The sequence below is a fragment of the Labedella endophytica genome, from assembly GCF_003990045.1.
GTDB lineage: Bacteria > Actinomycetota > Actinomycetes > Actinomycetales > Microbacteriaceae > Labedella > Labedella endophytica.
Genome location: NZ_RZGZ01000002.1, coordinates 247,347 through 265,236, shown reverse-complemented (window position 1 = coordinate 265,236; position 17,890 = coordinate 247,347). Strand labels below are relative to the sequence as shown.

General features: G+C 70.0%; 16 protein-coding genes. 10 read left to right on the top strand and 6 right to left on the bottom strand.

Features of this window, described 5'->3' with window-relative positions:
• Positions 1-10: 10 nt before the first annotated feature.
• The 4 genes from ELQ94_RS04770 to ELQ94_RS04755 all read left to right on the top strand — a co-directional run bounded on the left by ELQ94_RS04770 (position 11) and on the right by ELQ94_RS04755 (position 3,674).
• On the top strand, positions 11-805 hold the full coding sequence (locus tag ELQ94_RS04770) for a ferritin family protein (protein ID WP_127047742.1): 795 nt from the start codon (positions 11-13) through the stop codon (positions 803-805).
• 50 nt (positions 806-855) lie between these two features.
• Positions 856-1,755, top strand: coding sequence for a diacylglycerol/lipid kinase family protein (locus tag ELQ94_RS04765; protein WP_166404659.1), 900 nt, complete (start codon positions 856-858; stop codon positions 1,753-1,755).
• Positions 1,756-2,089: 334 nt separating this feature from the next.
• The gene (locus ELQ94_RS04760; RefSeq protein ID WP_208007544.1) at positions 2,090-3,142 is read left to right on the top strand and encodes a S66 family peptidase; all 1,053 of its coding nucleotides are present in this window, start codon (positions 2,090-2,092) and stop codon (positions 3,140-3,142) included.
• Positions 3,143-3,257: 115 nt separating this feature from the next.
• Positions 3,258-3,674: a VOC family protein gene (locus ELQ94_RS04755; RefSeq protein WP_127047738.1), complete on the top strand. Its 417-nt coding sequence runs from the start codon at positions 3,258-3,260 to the stop codon at positions 3,672-3,674.
• A 76-nt stretch (positions 3,675-3,750) separates the two neighbouring features.
• On the opposite strand, the gene ELQ94_RS04750 is transcribed toward ELQ94_RS04755, so the two are convergent.
• On the bottom strand, positions 3,751-4,515 hold the full coding sequence (locus ELQ94_RS04750) for an alpha/beta hydrolase (RefSeq protein WP_127047736.1): 765 nt from the start codon (positions 4,513-4,515) through the stop codon (positions 3,751-3,753).
• A gap of 109 nt (positions 4,516-4,624) precedes the next feature.
• Here ELQ94_RS04750 and ELQ94_RS04745 point away from each other — a divergent pair, with 109 nt between their 5' ends.
• Both ELQ94_RS04745 and ELQ94_RS04740 read left to right on the top strand, forming a co-directional pair.
• Positions 4,625-5,854, top strand: coding sequence for an MFS transporter (locus ELQ94_RS04745; protein WP_243696865.1), 1,230 nt, complete (start codon positions 4,625-4,627; stop codon positions 5,852-5,854).
• A gap of 98 nt (positions 5,855-5,952) precedes the next feature.
• Complete coding sequence (locus ELQ94_RS04740) at positions 5,953-6,462, top strand: mycothiol transferase (RefSeq protein ID WP_127047734.1); 510 nt, start codon at positions 5,953-5,955, stop codon at positions 6,460-6,462.
• A gap of 94 nt (positions 6,463-6,556) precedes the next feature.
• Here ELQ94_RS04740 and ELQ94_RS04735 read toward each other — a convergent pair whose 3' ends face one another.
• Positions 6,557-7,252: an endonuclease/exonuclease/phosphatase family protein gene (locus tag ELQ94_RS04735; RefSeq protein ID WP_243696864.1), complete on the bottom strand. Its 696-nt coding sequence runs from the start codon at positions 7,250-7,252 to the stop codon at positions 6,557-6,559.
• A gap of 140 nt (positions 7,253-7,392) precedes the next feature.
• Here ELQ94_RS04735 and ELQ94_RS04730 point away from each other — a divergent pair, with 140 nt between their 5' ends.
• From ELQ94_RS04730 to ELQ94_RS04720, 3 genes are all read left to right on the top strand, one after another.
• The gene (locus ELQ94_RS04730) at positions 7,393-8,586 is read left to right on the top strand and encodes a MarP family serine protease (protein WP_127047732.1); all 1,194 of its coding nucleotides are present in this window, start codon (positions 7,393-7,395) and stop codon (positions 8,584-8,586) included.
• Between the two features lie 75 nt (positions 8,587-8,661).
• The gene (locus ELQ94_RS04725; RefSeq protein ID WP_127047730.1) at positions 8,662-9,351 is read left to right on the top strand and encodes an HAD family hydrolase; all 690 of its coding nucleotides are present in this window, start codon (positions 8,662-8,664) and stop codon (positions 9,349-9,351) included.
• Positions 9,352-9,573: 222 nt separating this feature from the next.
• Positions 9,574-11,694 carry a HelD family protein gene (locus ELQ94_RS04720; RefSeq protein ID WP_127047728.1) on the top strand — a complete coding sequence of 707 codons (2,121 nt, stop codon included), beginning with the start codon at positions 9,574-9,576 and terminating at the stop codon, positions 11,692-11,694.
• A gap of 75 nt (positions 11,695-11,769) precedes the next feature.
• Here ELQ94_RS04720 and ELQ94_RS04715 read toward each other — a convergent pair whose 3' ends face one another.
• The 4 genes from ELQ94_RS04715 to ELQ94_RS04700 form a co-directional block, all read right to left on the bottom strand.
• Positions 11,770-12,441, bottom strand: coding sequence for an AIM24 family protein (locus tag ELQ94_RS04715; protein ID WP_127047726.1), 672 nt, complete (start codon positions 12,439-12,441; stop codon positions 11,770-11,772).
• Between the two features lie 82 nt (positions 12,442-12,523).
• On the bottom strand, positions 12,524-13,618 hold the full coding sequence (locus ELQ94_RS04710) for a carboxylate-amine ligase (protein ID WP_127047724.1): 1,095 nt from the start codon (positions 13,616-13,618) through the stop codon (positions 12,524-12,526).
• 7 nt (positions 13,619-13,625) lie between these two features.
• Positions 13,626-14,297: a DedA family protein gene (locus ELQ94_RS04705; RefSeq protein ID WP_208007542.1), complete on the bottom strand. Its 672-nt coding sequence runs from the start codon at positions 14,295-14,297 to the stop codon at positions 13,626-13,628.
• Between the two features lie 174 nt (positions 14,298-14,471).
• Positions 14,472-16,418: an Ig-like domain-containing protein gene (locus ELQ94_RS04700; RefSeq protein WP_127047722.1), complete on the bottom strand. Its 1,947-nt coding sequence runs from the start codon at positions 16,416-16,418 to the stop codon at positions 14,472-14,474.
• Positions 16,419-16,685: 267 nt separating this feature from the next.
• Here ELQ94_RS04700 and ELQ94_RS04695 point away from each other — a divergent pair, with 267 nt between their 5' ends.
• On the top strand, positions 16,686-17,870 hold the full coding sequence (locus ELQ94_RS04695; protein ID WP_127047720.1) for a mechanosensitive ion channel family protein: 1,185 nt from the start codon (positions 16,686-16,688) through the stop codon (positions 17,868-17,870).
• The last annotated feature ends 20 nt before the right edge of the window (positions 17,871-17,890 follow it).

The following is a 17,890-nucleotide window of genomic DNA, read 5'->3' as shown; positions in this document are numbered from 1 at the left end:
AGGGAGCGACATGGCATTCGACATCGACAAGTACACGAAGACGTCGACCAATGTGAACTGGTCGGATCTCGACTTCGACGAGTTCCGCACGAACCCGCTTCCGCCGGACACGTTGCGGAGCATCCGCTACATGGCCGACGTGGAGTACCACACGGTCTGCTATCTCCGTGACATGCTCGTGACGCCGTCCCACCAGGACGCCGACGTCACGGGCTTCATGACGATGTGGAACCGTGAGGAGTTCTGGCACGGCGAGGCCCTCTCGGCCGTGCTCGCCGCGCACGACATCACCCTCGAGTTCGACGAGCTCAAGTCGAAGCGCCTCAAGCTCGGCTGGAAGGACCGCCTCGACCCCGTGAAGCAGTCGGTGCTCTCCAACCTCGTCGGCAAGGACTTCGTCGCCGTGCATATGATCTGGGGTGCCGCGAACGAGTGGTCGGCCGTTGCCGCCTACAACCGTATGGCGGACCTCGAGGGCCACCCGATCCTCGCCGAGCTGCTGCGCCGCATCGCCAAGCAGGAGGCCCGCCACGTCGCGTTCTACGCGACCCAGGCGCGCGAGCGGCTCGCGAAGAGCGTCGTGGCCCAGAAGTTCGCCCGATTCGCGCTCAGTTCGTTCTGGGGCCCCGTCGGCTCGACGATCATGGACGAGGCCGAGGTCAAGCACGTCATGAGCCACCTCATGGGCGGACCGGACGGCCGCAAGGCCGCGTCGGCCATCGACGCTCACATCGCGAAGATGCCCGGTATGGAGGGGCTCACGATCGTCAACGACTCCCTCGACAAGCGCGGGATCGCCGCCTGACCACCCGCGTCCCGCTGCCCCGCGCCGTCGTCGTCTACCACCCGTTGCGGGTGGATCTTCGACGGCTGCGTCGCGTCGTGACCGCTGAGGCGCGCGCGGCCGGGTGGGCGCCCACCGTGTGGGTGGCGACCGAGGAGCACGACGGTGGCGCGTCCGCCCTGCGTCGTGTCCTCGCGCGGGTGCGCCCGAGCGTCGTCATCGCTGCGGGAGGAGACGGTACCGTGAGCGTCCTCGTCGAGGCTCTCGCCGACGGTGACGTGCCGCTCGCGATCGTGCCGGTCGGGACCACGAACCTCTTCGCCCGTTCGACCGGCTCCCCGCGTTCCCTCACAGCGGCCGTGGCCCGAGCCTTCGCCGGTTCCGCCCCGGTCTCCATCGACATCGGTCGATTCCGCGCGACGCTCGACGACGGCAGGGTCGTGGAGCGGCCATTCACGGTCATGGTGGGAGCGGGTGTCGACGCGGCGATGGTCGCCGACACGCATCCCGTCGGGAAGGAACGCTTCGGCTGGGTCGGGTACCTCCAGGGCATCTCGGCATCCGTCTGGCGGAACGAGCGTTTCGCCGCGCACGTGGCGCTCGATGGGGGGCCGGGCGTCTCGGAGTCCGCTCACTCCGTCGTCGTCGCCAACGGCGGTCTGCTCCCCGCCGGTCTCGTCTTCGTCCCCGGGGCCCTCGTCGACGACGGAGAGCTCGACGTCATGGTGCTGCGCCCGGCGAGCGTCCTCTCCTGGGTGCGGCTCGGTGCCTGGTTCGTCGCGAGCGCCGTCCGCGCGCCGCTGGCGCTCGGTCGATCGCTCGCCGGCCCGACCGTGCAGGTCACCCGTGCTCGGCGCCTCGTCGTCGCGTTCGAGGTGCCCGAGCGTGCCGAGGCGGACGGCGAGGACCTCGGTCTGGTCTCCCGCCTCGAGGTGTGGGTCCAGCCACTCGCCCTTCGCGTCGTCCGCTAGTCGTTACCTCCCTTCCGGCCTGGCTCGGCCCTCCCCGAGTTGTCGCAAACGTCTCGTTCGAGTGGTGAACACCCGCCATTCGTGACAACTCGGAGAAGTGGCCTCTTTCGAGTTGTCACGAATCGCGGGTGTGGGCGGCCTGAACCCGCAGTTTGTGACAACTCGAGGAGCAGGCCCCGCGTTCCCGGGCTGCTCACCACGCTTCGACAGGCTCGGCGACCGGGTTTGTCGTGTACCGAGCAAGCTCGGTCCCTGAGCCTGTCGACGGGGGTCGTGGTTCCGTGATGGTGACCGGGTCTCGGCAGCGGCCGGGGGCGAGTGCTTGAATCGGTGGATGACGACTCCAGCGATGGCGACGGTCCCGAAGGCGAAGCCCGGTGATCGGGTGGCGGTGCTCTCTCCCGCGATGGCGGCTCCTGCCGTGTCCGAGGCGGTGCACGAGCAGGCCATGAGGCGCCTCGTCGAGGTCACGGGACTCGTGCCCGTCGAGTACCCGACCACCCGCCAGCTGGGCGCGAGGGCGGAGGCGCGCGCCGCCGATGTCACGGCCGCCTTCACCGACCCGACGATCCGGGCCGTGCTGACCACGATCGGTGGCGACGACCAGATCATGGTGGTCCCGCACATCGACACCGAGGTCCTCGCCGCGAACCCCAAGCCGTTTCTCGGGTACAGCGACAACACCAACCTCCACAACCTGCTTTGGGGGCTCGGCGTGCCGAGCTTCTACGGGGGTTCGACGCAGGTCCATCTCGGAGCGGGACCGGGCGTCGACGCGGGGCACGTGGTGTCCCTCCGTGCTGCCCTCCTCGACGGCGGCGAGGTGGAGCTGACGGACCCGGGGGAGTCGGAGGACCACGGTCTGTTGTGGACGGACCCGGCGGCCCTCACGGAGTACGGAATGCGCGAGCCCACCGAGCCCTGGTCGTGGGCCGGTCCGGCCCGGGTCGTCGAGGGCCGAACCTGGGGCGGGTGCATAGAGGTGCTGGACCAGATCGCGCTCGCCGGTCGCATGCCGACCCCGTCCGATCTCGAGGGGGCGGTCCTCCTCCTCGAGACGAGCGAGGAGACGCCACCGGCCGCGCACGTGAGGCGCTGGGTGCGAGCGCTCGGCGAGGGAGGGATGCTCGGCGCCGTGGCGGGGGTCCTCGTGGCCCGCCCTGCCGTGACGTCCTTCGATGTGCGAATCCCGGACGCGGCCGAGCGTGCTCGGTTGCGGTCTGCTCAACGCGACGGGGTCGTCGCCGAGATCGCCCGCTACAACCCGGACGCCGTCGTCTGCGTGGGAGTTCCGTTCGGCCACACCCGGCCCCAGTGGATCGTTCCCCACGGCGGACCCATCCGCCTCGACGGGATCGCGCGTACGGTCACCGCCGACTACAGCTGAGCGGTGCCGTCCGTCGTCGCGCCGGAGCGCCCTGATGCGGAATAGTCCTTCTCCTCCGAGGCGTTCTCCGCCACACTGGTGCCGACGGAGCCGTCGACCCGATGTGGAGGACACCATGGCCAGTACGCTGAACCCCTACCTCAACTTCCGCGATCGCACGCGGGAGGCGATGACGTTCTACCAGCAGGTCTTCGGAGGCGAGCTCTCCCTCAACACCTACGCGGACTTCGGGATGAGCGACGATCCGGTCGAGCGCGACAAGATCATGCACGCGCAGCTCACGACACCGATGGGGTTCGTGCTCATGGGCGCCGACGTCCCGAACGCGATGCCGCTCCCCGAGGGCGGTTCCGTCTCGATCTCCCTGAGCGGGCGCGACACGGACGAGCTGACGGCCTACTGGGAGGCCTTGTCGGCGAGTGGGACCGTGAGGGAGCCGCTCACCGCCGCGCCGTGGGGCGACAGCTTCGGCGAGTGCACCGATCGTTTCGGCATCATGTGGCTCGTGAACATCGCCGGTCCCGACGCGTGAATCCGGCGGCGTGATGCTCACGGAGTGATGGTCATCCCGAGCGGCTGAGGGAGGGACGGGCCCGGTCTGGCGCCCGTCAGCCGAGCAGGCCGACGAGCGCCGCGGTGATCTCCGCGCGCACCGCGTCGCGGGGGAGCGTCGACTCCCCATCGCCGGGTTGAGCGCCGTAGTCGCCGAAATCGGCGTGGTTGCCGCCGTCGAGCACGACGTACTCCGTGTCCTGCGGCAGCAGACCGGCGTTCGACTCGACGTCCTCCGGTGTCGTGAGCCCGTCGTTCGTGCCGGAGACACTCAGGACCGAGAGCGCGGAGGCGGACAGATCGTTCGCGCAGTAGCTGCCGAGGAGCACGAGGCCCGTGACCTCGACGCTGTCGTCGCCCGCCGCGAGCTGGCAGGCGCGCACTCCGCCGAGCGAGTGGCCGCCGACCGTCCAGGAGTCGACCTCCGGTGCCGCGGCCGCGAAGGCGGCCAGGGAACGGGTGTCGAAGAAGGCGAGGTTGAGTGTCGGCTTCGTGACGACGACAGTGACCCCTGCGTCCTCGACCACTCCGGCGAGGTTCCGGGCGTACGCGAACGGCTGGACGCGGGCGCCCGGGATGAAGACGAGTCCGTGGTCGCTCCCACCGGCGGTGGGGCGGAGGACGAACGAGTCGCTCGTCTCCGTCACCTCGATCGCGTCGTCGGTCCAGACCTCGAGCGCCGCGTCGCGATCTCCGGCCATGACGGTGTGCGCCCAGGCGAGGAAGACCACGGCGATGAGGACGACCACGAGGAGCGCGGCGAGAGCCGCGCGCCCGATGCGGCGGCCGGTGCGCCGTGGTGCGGTCGGATCCTGCGTCATGATGCTCCTCGGGGGCCGGGGGATGCGTCCCTCGATCCTGCCACGGGCGCTAGCGTTGAGGCATGCCGACACCGTTCCACCGCAGCCTCCGCTGCGCCGCGCGCCCCGCGTGACGCGCGCACCGTTCCTCGGGCGTTCCGGTCGTCGTGGTCCGCGCGAGCCCCTCCCGCGCGACGTCCGCGTGCTCGGCGTCGTCGCCTTCTTCGTCATGCTCGGCTTCGGCGTCGTCATCCCCGTCCTCCCCGTCTACGTGCGCGGTTTCGGCGTCGGCTACGTCGAGGTGGGGGCTGTCGTGTCGGCGTTCGCCGTCATGCGCCTCGTCGTCGGCCCGTTCGTCGGCCGCGTCGTCGACCGTTTCGGGGAGCGTCTCGTGCTCGCCACGGGGATCGGGATCGTCGCCGTGTCGAGCGGTCTCGTGGGGATCGCGTCGTCGTACCCGCAACTGCTCATTCTGCGGGGTCTCGGCGGGATCGGCTCCGCGATGTTCTCGGTCGCCGCGATGACCCTCATCCTCGGCGTCACGTCGTCGACGCAACGCGGACGAGCCGTGGGTTTCTGGCAGGGCGGCTTCCTCATCGGCGGTATGGCGGGGCCCGCACTCGGGGGACTCCTCACGACGATCTCCCTCACGGCCCCGTTCTTCTTCTACGCGGCCACCCTCGCGGTCGCGGGGGCGGTCGGGCTCGTCCTGCTCACGGGGAGGACGAGCGGGGATACCGCGGCCGAGGCCGCGACGGGCGGATTCCGTTCGGTTCTGCGGGATCGGCGGTTCCAGGTCGCGAGTGTCGCGAACCTCGCGTCGGGGTGGGCGGCGATGGGAGTGCGCTCGACGCTCGTGCCCGTGCTCGTCGTCGAGGTGCTGCACGAGGAGCCGGCGTGGACGGGGATCGCGTTCGCCATCTCCGCGGTCGTGCAGGCCATCGCCCTCGGGCCGGCCGGGCGCTTCGTCGACACGGTGGGTCGACGGCCGGCGATCGTCTGGTCCTTCCTGCTCGGGGGAGCGGCGATGATGGCCATCCCGTTCGTCACCGAGCTGTGGATGCTCGTCGCCCTGCTCGTCGTCTACGCCGTGGCCGCCGCGTTCATCGGCACCGCTCCGTCGGCCCTCATGAGCGACGCGGCCGGTGGGCGCAAGGGGACCCCCGTGGCCGTCTTCCAGGCCGCGGCGGACGTGGGGGCGATCGTCGGCCCCCTCGCGGCCGGCGCCCTCCTCGACCTGTTCTCCTACCCCGCAGCCTTCGCCTCGGCCACGATCCTGATGCTCGCCGCCTCCCTCTTCGCCGCCACCCTCCCCTCCACCCCCCAAAGGGCTACTCCCGAGCGAGGGCTACAGGTCTAGCTGGCGCCCTCGGCATCGATCTATAGCCCTCGCGAGGGGTTGCCTCGCGCGGCGCAACCGGGTGGAATGTCGATTTCGGCCTTCGAAAGGAACAACCCATGGCATCCACTCGTGACCTCCTCATCGACGCCTTCGACCGCATCCGCGACAGCACGGCCCGAATCGTGGACGGGCTCTCGGACGAGGACCTCACGTTCCGCGCATCACCCGAGGCGAACTCGATCGCGTGGCTCGTATGGCATCTCACTCGGGTGCAGGACGATCACGTCGCGGATGCGGCGGGCACCGATCAGGTGTGGACGTCGGGCGGCTTCGCCGCGCAGTTCGGTCTTCCGTTCGACGAGGACGCCACCGGCTACGGGATGTCCCCGGAAGAGGTCGGCGATGTCGCGGGCGTCTCGGCGGAGGACCTCGCGTCGTATCACTCCGCTGTCCACGACCGCACCGTCGCCTACGTGGCCGGCCTCTCCGACTCCGAACTCGATCGGGTCGTCGACGAGGGGTGGTATCCGCCCGTCACCCTCGCGGTTCGTCTCGTGAGCGTCGTCTCCGACGATCTCCAGCACGTCGGCCAGGCCGCCTTCGTTCGTGGGTTGCTTCAGCACTGACTCGCCTCCGGCTCCGACCACCCGAGGGCGCTAGGTAGCGCGCGAGGGCGCCATGTAGACGAGGCGCCCTCGCTCGGGAGTAGCCCTCTGGGGGTCAGGGGGCGAGGTGGGCCGTGAGGCTGATGGGGCGGTGGTCCGATGCGCCGAAGGGGAGCACGTCCACGCGCTCGATGGAGTAGCCGTTGCTCGTGACGAAGTCGAAGTAACCCGAGAAGTACTTGTAGCGGACATACGTCGGCTCGGTGCTCCGCGTGAGCTGGAAGCCCGAATCCCCGAGATGCCGCTCGAGCTTGTTCACGAACCACGGGTAGTTGAAGTCGCCGACCATCAGGGCGGGCGCGCCGGGCGCGAGCGCGCGCATCCCTGCGTGGGCGCCCGCGATCTGCTTGCGGCGGAGTGCGTTCGATGCGGTGAGCGGAGCGGCATGGAAGTCTCCGACGAGCACGTCCCTCCCCGTGGTCTTGTCGAACAGGTGCGCCGCCAACAGCCGCTCGTGGGCCGGGCGCAGCACCCGGTCGTGGAGCGACTTCCGCACCGCGAAGACGCGGGTGTCGAGGATGTCGAAGCGCGCATCGCTCGCGTACATCGCGAGTCCCAGGCGGTTCTTCTCGGTCGCGCCGATGAGGCGGAGTCCGCCGACGTTCGGCTCGAGCTCGGCCGTGTCGCCCTCCTGGATACACAGCACGTCGATCGCATGGGTCTCCACGAGGTCGACGAGCTCGCCGACGGCGGCGTGCTTGCGCAGGTTGTAGCTGACGATCTTCAGGGGACGGCCCTCCTCGAACGGCACCTCTCGTCGCCCAGGTGTGCGACGGCACGGCAACGTTACTCGCGCGCCGCGGACGGAGCGAGCCGGTTGCGCCGAACGCGCAGCGCCTTCTCGGCCGTCGCGCGGTTCTCGGCCGAGATCGCCACGTAACATGTGCCGAGATGAACACCGTCGTGGATATCGTCCTCCTCCTCCTCGCGCTGGCCGCCGTCATCGGCGGGTGGCGGCGTGGTGCGCTCGTGACCGCGGCGTCCCTCGTCGGCATCGTCGGGGGCGTCGTGCTCGCGACGAACGTCTCTCCGATCGTCGTCGAGTTCGCAGCCCGCTCCGGTTGGGTCACGTCCCTCCAGCGGACCATCGTCGCAGCCGTGGTCCTCATCGCCTCGATCGCACTCGTCGTGGGGCTGCTGTCGCTCGTCGCCCGCGCTCTGAAGGGGGCGCTGTCGAAAGTGAAGGTCACGAAGGGCCTCGATACGCTCGGCGGCGCTGCCCTCGGTCTCCTGACCTGGGCGGCGACCGTCTGGCTGCTCGCCGGCTTCCTCGCGTCGACGGGCGTCGTGCCCCTCATGCAGCTCGCGAGCGGGTCGCGCGTCGTCGCGACGCTCGACGCGGTCGCGCCGGTGCCGTCGGCGACGGCGCTCGGCGCGCTCGACCGAGCCCTCGGCAACTCGGGCTTCCCGCAGGTGTTCGCCGACGGGGTCGAGAGCATCGTCGGGGTGACGCCGCCGGACCAGTCGGTCTCCGACGCGGTCGACGCCTCGGCGCAGGGCATCGTCCGCGTGCTCTCCTCCGCCCCGTCCTGCGCGTCCGACTCCACGGGCAGCGGCTGGGTCGTCGGCTCGGACCGTGTCGTCACGAACGCCCACGTCGTCGGCGGCTCCGACGACCTCTTCGTGCAGATCGGCGGGACGGGGGAGCCGGTGCCGGCGTCCCTCGTCGTCTTCGATCCGGAGCGCGACCTCGCCGTCCTCTCCGTGCCGGACCTCGACGCCACCCCTCTTCCCCTCGGCGACGAGCTCGCTGCGTCCGCCCAGGCCTACGTCGCCGGCTACCCCGAGAACGGCCCGTACGACGTCGAGCCCGCACGCGTCCGTCAGGTGCTCGACGCGCGGGGCCTCGACATCTACGAGCGGGACGCGGTGACGCGGGAGATCTACTCGCTGCGGAGCCTCGTCCGTCCGGGCAACTCCGGTGGCCCGCTCCTCGACGAGAGCGGTGCCGTGGTCGGGGTGGTCTTCGCGCGTTCGACGACCGACGCGGAGACCGGCTACGCCCTCACACTCGACGAACTCGCACCCGTCCTCGACCAGGTCGGCGCGAGCGCCGAGGTCGACTCGGGGGACTGCGTGGCGTGAGGAAGGGGCATCGCGTGGACGTCGTCGGAAAGCCAGCCCTTTCCTCGGTTCCGGGCTGACCGACAGACTGGAACGATGACCGACAACGCCTCGCCCATCGCCGTCCTCTTCGACATCGACGGCACCCTCGTCGACTCCAACTATCTCCACGTCGACAGCTGGAGCCGCACGTTCGCTGAGATGGGCGTCGATGTCGATACCTGGCGGATCCACCGCGGGATCGGACTCGATTCGGCGAAACTGCTCGACGAGCTCCTCGCCGACCGCGTCGACGAGCTGCGCGATGAGGCGAAGGCGAAGCATTCCGCGCACTACGAGCGATCGATCGACCGCCTTCGTCCCATCCACGGCGGGCGCGAGCTCCTCGCGCGCCTCACGGGGGACGGTGTTCGTGTCGTCCTCGCGACGTCCGCTCCCGGAAACGAACTCGAGCAGCTCCTGCGTGTCCTCGATGTCGACGAGAGCGTCTACGCCGTGACCTCGTCTGAGGACGTCGAGACCGCGAAGCCCGAATTGGACGTCATCCAGGTCGCGCTCGAGAAGGCCGGCGTCCCGGCCGAGCGTGCCGTGATGATCGGCGACGCCCGCTGGGACGGCATCGCCGCCCGTCGGGCCGGGGTGACGTTCGTGGGGGTGCTCACGGGAGGGATGTCGTCGGACGAACTCCGCGACGTGGGCGCCGTGGTCGTCTACGACAGCGTCGCGGAGGTCCTCGACGGCCTCGACGACGGTCCGATCGGCGAGCTGGTGCGTTCGGTCGGCTGACCACGGCGGCCGGAGTCCGCAAGCCCCTGCTCGTGTGTGCACGACGGGCTCGCGGAGGATTTATCCTGATTCTCCGGCCCGTTCCACGCGGAGGGGTCGTGTCACCCGAACGCATGAAGGACCGCACCGATTCTCGATACGCCCGCAGCCCAGACCCGACTCGACACCATCCGTCGTACCGTCGCCGACCTCGTCGCATCCGAACGCGATCGCCTCGCGTCCGTGCTGCGGGAGACCGGGGACGCCGTGGAGTTGTGGGACCGTGACGCGCGGGCCGATCATCACCGGAAGCAGCTGAGCCGATTCGAGAACGCGGGAGGGGGCCTGCTCTTCGGCCACCTCGACATGGCGGACGGGTCCGAGTGGTTCATCGGGCGGATGGGACTGTTCGATCCCGAATCGCGCGACCCGCTGCTCGTCGACTGGCGGGCGCCGCTGTCGCGGTCGTTCTACACGGCGACACCGCTGCACCCCGACGGGGTCGACGTGCGCTCGACGGTCGGCACCCGGGGATGGCGCGTCTCGAGCGTCGTCCCGGAGGAGCTGTCCCTCACGGCGTCCCGTGACGCCGCCCCGATGGGGCCCTCGGCGCTCATGGCGGCCGTCTCCCAGCACCGGACCGACCGCATGACGGACATCGTCGCGACGATCCAGGGCGAGCAGGACCGCATCATCCGGGCCGAGCTCCGCGGGGCCCTGGTCGTCCAAGGTGGTCCCGGCACGGGCAAGACGGCGGTCGCGCTGCACCGCGCCGCCTACGTCCTGTACGAGCACCGCGACCGGCTCAGTCGAGAGGGCGTGCTGATCGTCGGCCCGAACCCGGACTTCCTGCGCTACATCAGCGAGGTCCTCCCGTCCCTCGGCGAGGACAGCGTCGTGCTCACGTCGCTCCACACCCTCCTCCCCGGCGTCGTCGCGCATCGGGAGGACGAACGGGACGTCGCCGAGGTCAAGGGGCGCCTCGACCTCGCGAAGGTCGTCGAGAACGCGGTACGCCGTCGGGAGATCCCCGTGCGGGCTCCCTACGTGATCACGCTCGAGTCGGATCAGACCGTCCGGATCGACGGGCGTGACCTCGCCGCACTCCGCACGCGGATGCGCCGGACGCGGAAATCGCACAACGAATCGCGTCCCACCTTCGAGCGCGTGTTCCGCGAGCTCGTGGCCCGCCAGCTGCTCTCCACCGCGGGCCGGAGCGTGGAGGTCGACGTCGACCCGGAGGACATCGCGGACTTCGCGGACGAGCTCGCGCTCGACGACCGCCTCGCGGCCGCGATCGACGAACTCTGGCCGATCGTCAGCCCAGAGGACCTCGTCGACGAGCTGCTGCGCGACCCGAAGCTCCTGGCCGCGTGCGCCCCCATGCTCGACGACGCGGACCGCGCCCTCCTCGTCCGCACGTCCGAGGAGGGCTGGTCGGTCTCCGACATCCCACTGCTGGACGAGGCGGCCGCGCTCCTCGGAGAGGACCCACGCCCGGCGATGCGGGCACGTGCGCGGGAGCGCGCCGAACGTGAGAGGGAGCTCGAATACGCGCAGGGCGTTCTCGACCTCTACACGGACACGACGACCGACGACGACGGCTCGGAGGACACCGGGGTGAGCGCGGAGCAGCTCGCCGCGCGCCAGCGGTTCGACGATCGCAGCACGGTCGCCGAGCGGGCCGAGAGCGAATCCGGCTGGACATACGGCCACGTCATCGTCGACGAGGCTCAGGAGCTCACGCCCCTCGCGCTCCGGGCCCTCGTGCGCCGCTGCCCGTCGCGCTCGTTCACGCTCGTCGGCGACATCAACCAGAGCTCGGCCGCCCACGGGTCCGACTGGGACACGCTCCTGCGCCCGCAGCTGCGGAGCTACCGCCGCGAGGACCTCACGGTGAACTACCGGACGCCGTCCGAGGTCATGGACCTGGCCGCCCGCGTCCTCGCCCACATCGATCCCCGGCAGTCGGCCCCGACGTCGATCCGTTCGGCCGGAGAGGAACCCGAGATCCGGCGCGTCGGCTACGACGCCATGGGGGAGGAGATCCGCGTTCGCGCCGACCGGTTCCTCGAGGGCTCGGAGGGCACGTTCGCCGTGATCGCCGACGCGGAACTGCTCCCGCGGTTGCGTTCGGCCATCGATGGCATGGGGGAGTCCGACCGGAAACGCCTGTGGTTCGGTTCGCCCCGCGATGCCAAGGGACTCGAGTTCGACGAGGTCGTCCTCGTGGAGCCCGGGTGGCGCTCGGAACGTGGCGTCGCCGAATCGCGCGAACTCTACGTGGCGCTCACCCGCGCGACGCAGCGGCTCGCCATCCTGCACTCGACGCCGCTGCCGACGGAACTCACCTCGGGGGCATGAAGTCGGAGTCGGTGCGCGCATCGACGCGCACCGACTCCGTTCTCATATCGGGTCGGATCGGCCGTTCCGGCCTGCTCAGGCCACCGGGGCGAAGGAGAGCTCCGACGGCTGCACGATCACCCAGCCGGGGCCGTGGAAGGCGTACTGGAACGCCTCGCCGCTCCCGCGGCCGATGAGGGCGCCGGCCGACATCGACGACTTGATGGTGGGGCTGATGTTCGCAGACCACGCGATGGTCGCCTGCATGTCCGTGAAGGTCGGCTGCTGCGAGCAGTCGAGGATGACCGGGGGCCCCTGCGTCACGACGGCCGCGGTGCCGACGCCGTGGATGGTCGTGTTCCACATCCCACCCGTGAGCATGCCGGCGCCCTGGACGCGGTTGAGGTCGTACTGCAGGCTCGACTGGAATGCGAGCAGGTTCCGTCCGTTGATCGTGATGGCGTCGTTCTCGAGCTGGATCAGGTGGACGTTCGCCTTGTAGCTCGCGAGGAAGACCTCGCCGTCCCCCGAGAGACGCATGAGCGGCTGGTCGTCGGAGGACATCATCTTCTTGAGGAACTGGCCGACGTCGCGCGAGCCCTCGTGCGCGAAGGTGACGTCGCCCTGGTAGGCGACCATCGCACCCTTCTGGGCGATCAGGTCGTACTGGGGATAGATCCGCGCCTTGAGCATGTACTCGTTCTGCAACGACATCCACTCGTTCGTCGTGATCTCGTTGTTGCTCGGCTCGAACAGGCTGGATTTCATGGCGCTCCCGGTGTCGTGGACGGATCACGGCCCGGACGCGACCGCGACATCGAGAGCGACTGTAGCAGTCGGATCCGGTGGTTCAGAGGGGCCCCATGGGGATGCGGCCAGCCGTGATCTCGACCGCGTCGAGCATCACAGCGGAGAGCGATCCTTCGCGCGCGTGCACCGCTCGCTGCCGCTCGGAGCCGGTTCCCCGACGGAGGATGTCGGCGACGCCGCTCTCGACGCGCTGTCGATCTCCCGTCGCGTCGAGGGCCTCGCTCGTATGACGGAGGAGGGCGTCGACGACATCGATCGCGAGTGCAGGCTCCCCGGTGAGGGGGTGGACGAGCGAACCGTCGATCCCCTCGGCGGACGCACGCCAGGATGCCAGCCGCAGCGCAGCGGCGGAGCGGACCGGAGGCGCGGCCCCCGACCTCCACTCCGCCGCCGCCGTCTCCACGAGGGCGCGGACGAGGGCCGCGATCGTCACGGTGTCGCCGAGATCCATGCAGACGTCGGCGACACGCACCTCGATCGTCGGGTAGCGGTCCGACAGTCGCACGTCGAAGTAGAGCATGCCCCGGTCGAGGAGGACCCCGCTCGCGAGCAGTTCCCGTTCGAAGGCGTCGAGCGCTTCCACGCTCCCGAGCACGGGGAGGGCTCCCGCCGACGGCCACCGGCTCCAGACCTGCGAACGGTAGCTCGCATAGCCCGTGTCGAGGCCACCGTGGAACGGCGAGTTGGCACTCAGCGCGGTCAGGACCGCGAGCCAGACGCGGATCCTGTCGAGGACCGCGACTCCCTCTTCCCTGCTCCCGACGTCGACGTGCACGTGACAGCCGCAGACCATCGTGCGCCGGGCCGTGACGCCGAAGCGGTCGGCGATCCAGTCGTAGCGGGCGCCTCGGCTCGGGTGAGGTTCCACGGGGACGGGGGAGGATGCGACCGCGACCGTGCGGGCCCCGAGACTGCGGGCGCGATCGTCGGCCCGTCGTCGGTGCCCGCGGAGATCGGCTTCGAGATCCGCCAGTCCGCGCATCGGCGCGGTCGCGATCTCGATCATCTCCTGCTGCAGTTCCGACTGCAGATGGTCCGCGTGTCCGTCCGCGAGCGCCCGCTCGGACAGCGCGAGCGGTCGTCCGTCCACGGGGTGGACGAGCAGCAGCTCTTCTTCGACGCCGATCTTCCTCACACGCCGATTATGCGCTCTCTGCGTCCCTTCGGCGAAGGGTCCGGATGCGCTTGATGACCCACCAGACCACCGCGACCACCACGACGACGATGACGATCGTCTGGAAGATACCCGCGTACTCCTCGACCACGTGCCAGTTCTCCCCGAGGAGGAATCCCGCGCCGACGAAGAGGGAGTTCCACAACAGGCTGCCGGCGAGCGTCAGGAGAGTGAAGAGGCCGAGGTGCATGCGTTCGACCCCGGCGGGTATCGAGATCATGCTGCGGAAGATGGGGATCATCCGTCCGAAGAACACGGCCTTGTACCCGTGGCGCTCGAACCACGCCTCGGTGCGGTCGACGTCCTGCACCTGCACGAGCGGAAGCTTCGCGGCGATCCGGCGCATCCGGTTCCGACCGAGCGCCGCACCGATCCCGTAGAGGGCGAGGGCGCCGACGACCGAGCCGAGTGTGGTCCAGAAGATCGCCTCGACGATCGTGAAGCTCCCGCGGCTGGCGGTGAACCCGGCGAGCGGCAGGATGACCTCGCTCGGCAGCGGGGGGAAGAGGTTCTCCAGCGCCACGGCGATCCCGGCGCCGGGAGCGCCGATCGTCTCCATGAGGCTGACCGCCCAGTCGGAGAAGGCGGACAGGAACGAACCGGAGGAGTCGCCGGATCCCGTCGAGGTCGTGAGGGTCATGTCGAGAGTTTCCGTGTCGGGGATGGTCGGCGGCTCCGACGAGACTACCCATGACACCTGGACATCCCATTCGAGCGGTCGGCCTCGGCCGCCCGACGACGACGTCGCGACGCGGACGGGCCCCGCCGTCGACTCCGGGGAGCGACGGCGGGGCCGAGCCGCGGTCAGCCGAGATCAGTCGCGGACGGTTCCGCGTCGTCGGACGACGAACGCCGACGCCCCCACGAGGAGCAGTCCGAGCGCGAGGCCCGCCATGGTCAGGGCGCCCTCCGTACCGGTCACCGCAAGACCGCCGGCCGGCGGCCGCGTCGTGACGTGGAACGGGTCCTCGTCGCCCACGGCTGTCCCGCTCTCGACACCCACGCCGCTGACGTCGGCCGTGTCGGAGTGGACTCCGCCGACGGCCATGCCGGGAACGGTCCCCGTGCATTCGAACGCGTCGCCGATCTCGAACGGTCCCGACCACGACGTGCCCGTCGCGGGGCCACCGAGGGGAGAGAAGTCGCACGAGAGACCCGTGACGTCGGGACCGGTGTCCGTCGTGTCGCCGACGGTCACGTCCGCGAGCGTTTCCTCGCCCGTGTTGGTGATCGTGAACGTCACGCCGACGGGAGAGTCGACGCCCACGGCCTTGCCGGGGAGCTGGTCGAAGTCACCGGCCGGGTAGCCGTCCTCCGTCGCCCACTTCTCGATGTCGATCGAAGGGACGGGGGGAGTGGTGGTGTTGAACGGGTCCTCGTCGGTCACTCCGGTGCCGGAGGCCGCGCCGGTCCCGGTGACGGTCGCGACATTCGTGTGGAGTGTCGCCGGTTCCATCGCGGGGACGGTGCCCGTGCACTCGAACGAGTCGCCGACGGCGAAGGGTCCGTCCCACGTCGTTCCCGTCGCCGGGCCGCCGAGCGCCGAGAAGTCGCACGTCAGGCCTGTCATCTCCGGGCCGGACACGGTCGCATCGATCACGTCGACGTCCTCGAGCGCATCGTCGCCGTCGTTCGTGATCGTCATCGTGACGGGAACGGGCGTGCCGACGTCGACGCGCTTTCCCGGTTCTGCGTCGAAGTCGCCGTCGGCGGCACCGTCCTCCGTCGCCCACTTCTCGATGTCGACGGAAGGCTGGTCGTCACCCTCACCGCCACCGCCGCCGGTCGCGCTGACGATGGTGCGCGATGGGTTGTCCGTGCGCACGCCGCCACCCGGCTCGGTCGAGACGACGTTCGCCGTGTTCGAGAACTCGTGGCCCTCCGGGCCGGTGGCCTCGTCGAGGTCGATCTTGAACCCGAGCCGCACGGCCTGACCCTCCGGGATGGGGCCGACCGTCACCGAGACGGCGTCGGCGGTGCACTGCACGTCCACGATGACGGTCGGCCGGGTGAACGTGCCGCCGATGTTCGTTGCGGTCCGTTCCCCCTGCAGCAGGTCGATGCTCGTACAGTCGACGTTCATGCCGGCAGGGGGGTCGTCGCTCAGCACGACGCTCGTGAGGGGACCACGCGGCGTCACCACGTACCACTGCACGGCGTCGTTCGGATCGGTGTGCCCCTGATCGTCGGAGAGGCGGCCGAACTTGAACGCCTCGTCGACGTCACCGGACGGTCCGTCTCCGCCTCCACGCGGTGTCACGTCCGTCACGAAGCGCGTCCCGTCGTTCGCCTCGGACTCGAACGGGACGGTCTCGCCGGGGGTGAGACCGTTGTCGAAGCCGGACCGGATGAAGGCCGAGCCGCAGACGTTGGAGTGGGTCTCCGCGTACTCGGTCATCGTGAACGTCACGACGGCGGGGTCGGTCGTCGAGATGACGGCAGTCGCGACGACCTGGGTGTCGTCGGCTGGATCCGTGAGGGTGAAACCGGGGGGAAGGCTCCGGAGGTATTCGCTGAGCGTCAGGGAGAACGTATCGCCGGCTTGCGTCCCGTCGGGGACGCACCAGTCGATGTCGGTCGTCACCTGGGTGCCGAGACTCGGATCGGTCGGGCTCACGGTCACGTCACGGATGACGCCAGGGAGGACGGCGGCGGACGCGGGGAGCGCTCCGCCGATGCCGAGGAGGAGGGAGCCGACCGCGGCCACGGCGAGGGTCGGGACGATCGAGCGGCGACGTCGGGGTGGGGTGTGCGAGCGCACGGGGCCTCATTTCGTGTCGAGCGGATCCGGTACGGCGGCCCGTCGGCCGGAGGGGCGACGTGGACGACGGCCGGAGACCGGGTCGGTGTGATGCCACGCTAGGGAGGCGGCGTCCCCGCGGCACCGGTATCGTCCAGCCCTGTACTCCCCCCGCAACAGGGGGAGACACCGCGCCGGAGGTGGCTGAGCCGTCCTCGATGGAGGTGACGCCCAGGGTCGCGCGGACCCGCTTCCTAGACTGGGAGGACCGATCCGCCGAGGAGGACCATGTCCGGTTGGAACCCCTGGCTGCAGTACGGCGTCGCCGTGCTCGTCGCCGTCGCCCTGGCGCTCGCCGTCGTCACGATCACCTCGCTCGTCGTGAGGGGCGTCTCACGCCGCAAGCCCGCCGCTCGCGGCTTGCTCACGAGTGCCCGTGCGCCCTTCCGCGCCCTGGTGCTCGTGTCACTCCTCTGGATCGCCTCGGCGGTCTCGGTTCCGGCCTCCCTGTCGTGGTGGCCGATGGCGTCGCACGCATTGCTCATCGCGGTGATCGTTCTCGCGTCGTGGCTCGTCGGGTCGCTCGCCTCTTTCGGGTTGTCGCAGGCCGCCGGACGGTACCGGATCGACGTCGCGGACAATCGCGTCGCCCGCCGAGTGCGCACGCAGATCCAGATGGTGCGACGGCTCGTCCTCGTCGCGGTCGTGATCGTGGGGGCGTCGGCGGTCCTCATGACCTTCCCCGAGGTCCGCACGATCGGAGCGAGCCTGCTCGCGTCGGCCGGTGTCGTCTCGATCATCGCCGGCCTCGCGGCCCAGTCCACTCTCGGCAACGTCTTCGCTGGGATGCAGCTCGCTTTCAGCGACGCGATCCGCGTCGACGACGTCGTCATCGTCGAGGGGGAGTGGGGCCTCATCGAGGAGATCACCCTCACCTACGTCGTCGTCAAGATCTGGGACGACCGCCGGCTCGTCGTGCCGTCGACCTACTTCACGACGACCCCCTTCCAGAACTGGACCCGCCGAACGAGCGACCTCCTCGGCTCCATCGAGCTCGACCTGGATTGGCGGATCGACCCCCGCGACATGCGCGTCGAGCTCGACGCGATCCTCGAACGCAGCGAGCTGTGGGACGAGCGCGTGAAGGTCCTCCAGGTGACCGACGCCACGGGCGGCTTCGTTCGAGTACGCGTGCTCGTCTCCGCTCGCGACGCGGGGACCCTCTTCGATCTGCGCTGCGAGGTGCGGGAAGAGCTCGTGGAGTGGGTGCATCGCCACGGATCCGATGGCATCCCGAAGACCCGGGTCGTCATGGGGGGTGACGCGACCCCGCGCCGCACCCGCGGGCCGGAGGACACGTCGACCGGTGCACACCGCGGCCTCTTCAGTGGAAGCCCGGAGGCGGAGCAGCGCGGTCAGGAGTTCACCCAGTCGATCTCGGTGATCCGTCCGGAGGAGGACCCGCGGGGCTGACCGGAGCGAGTAGTCCTGTC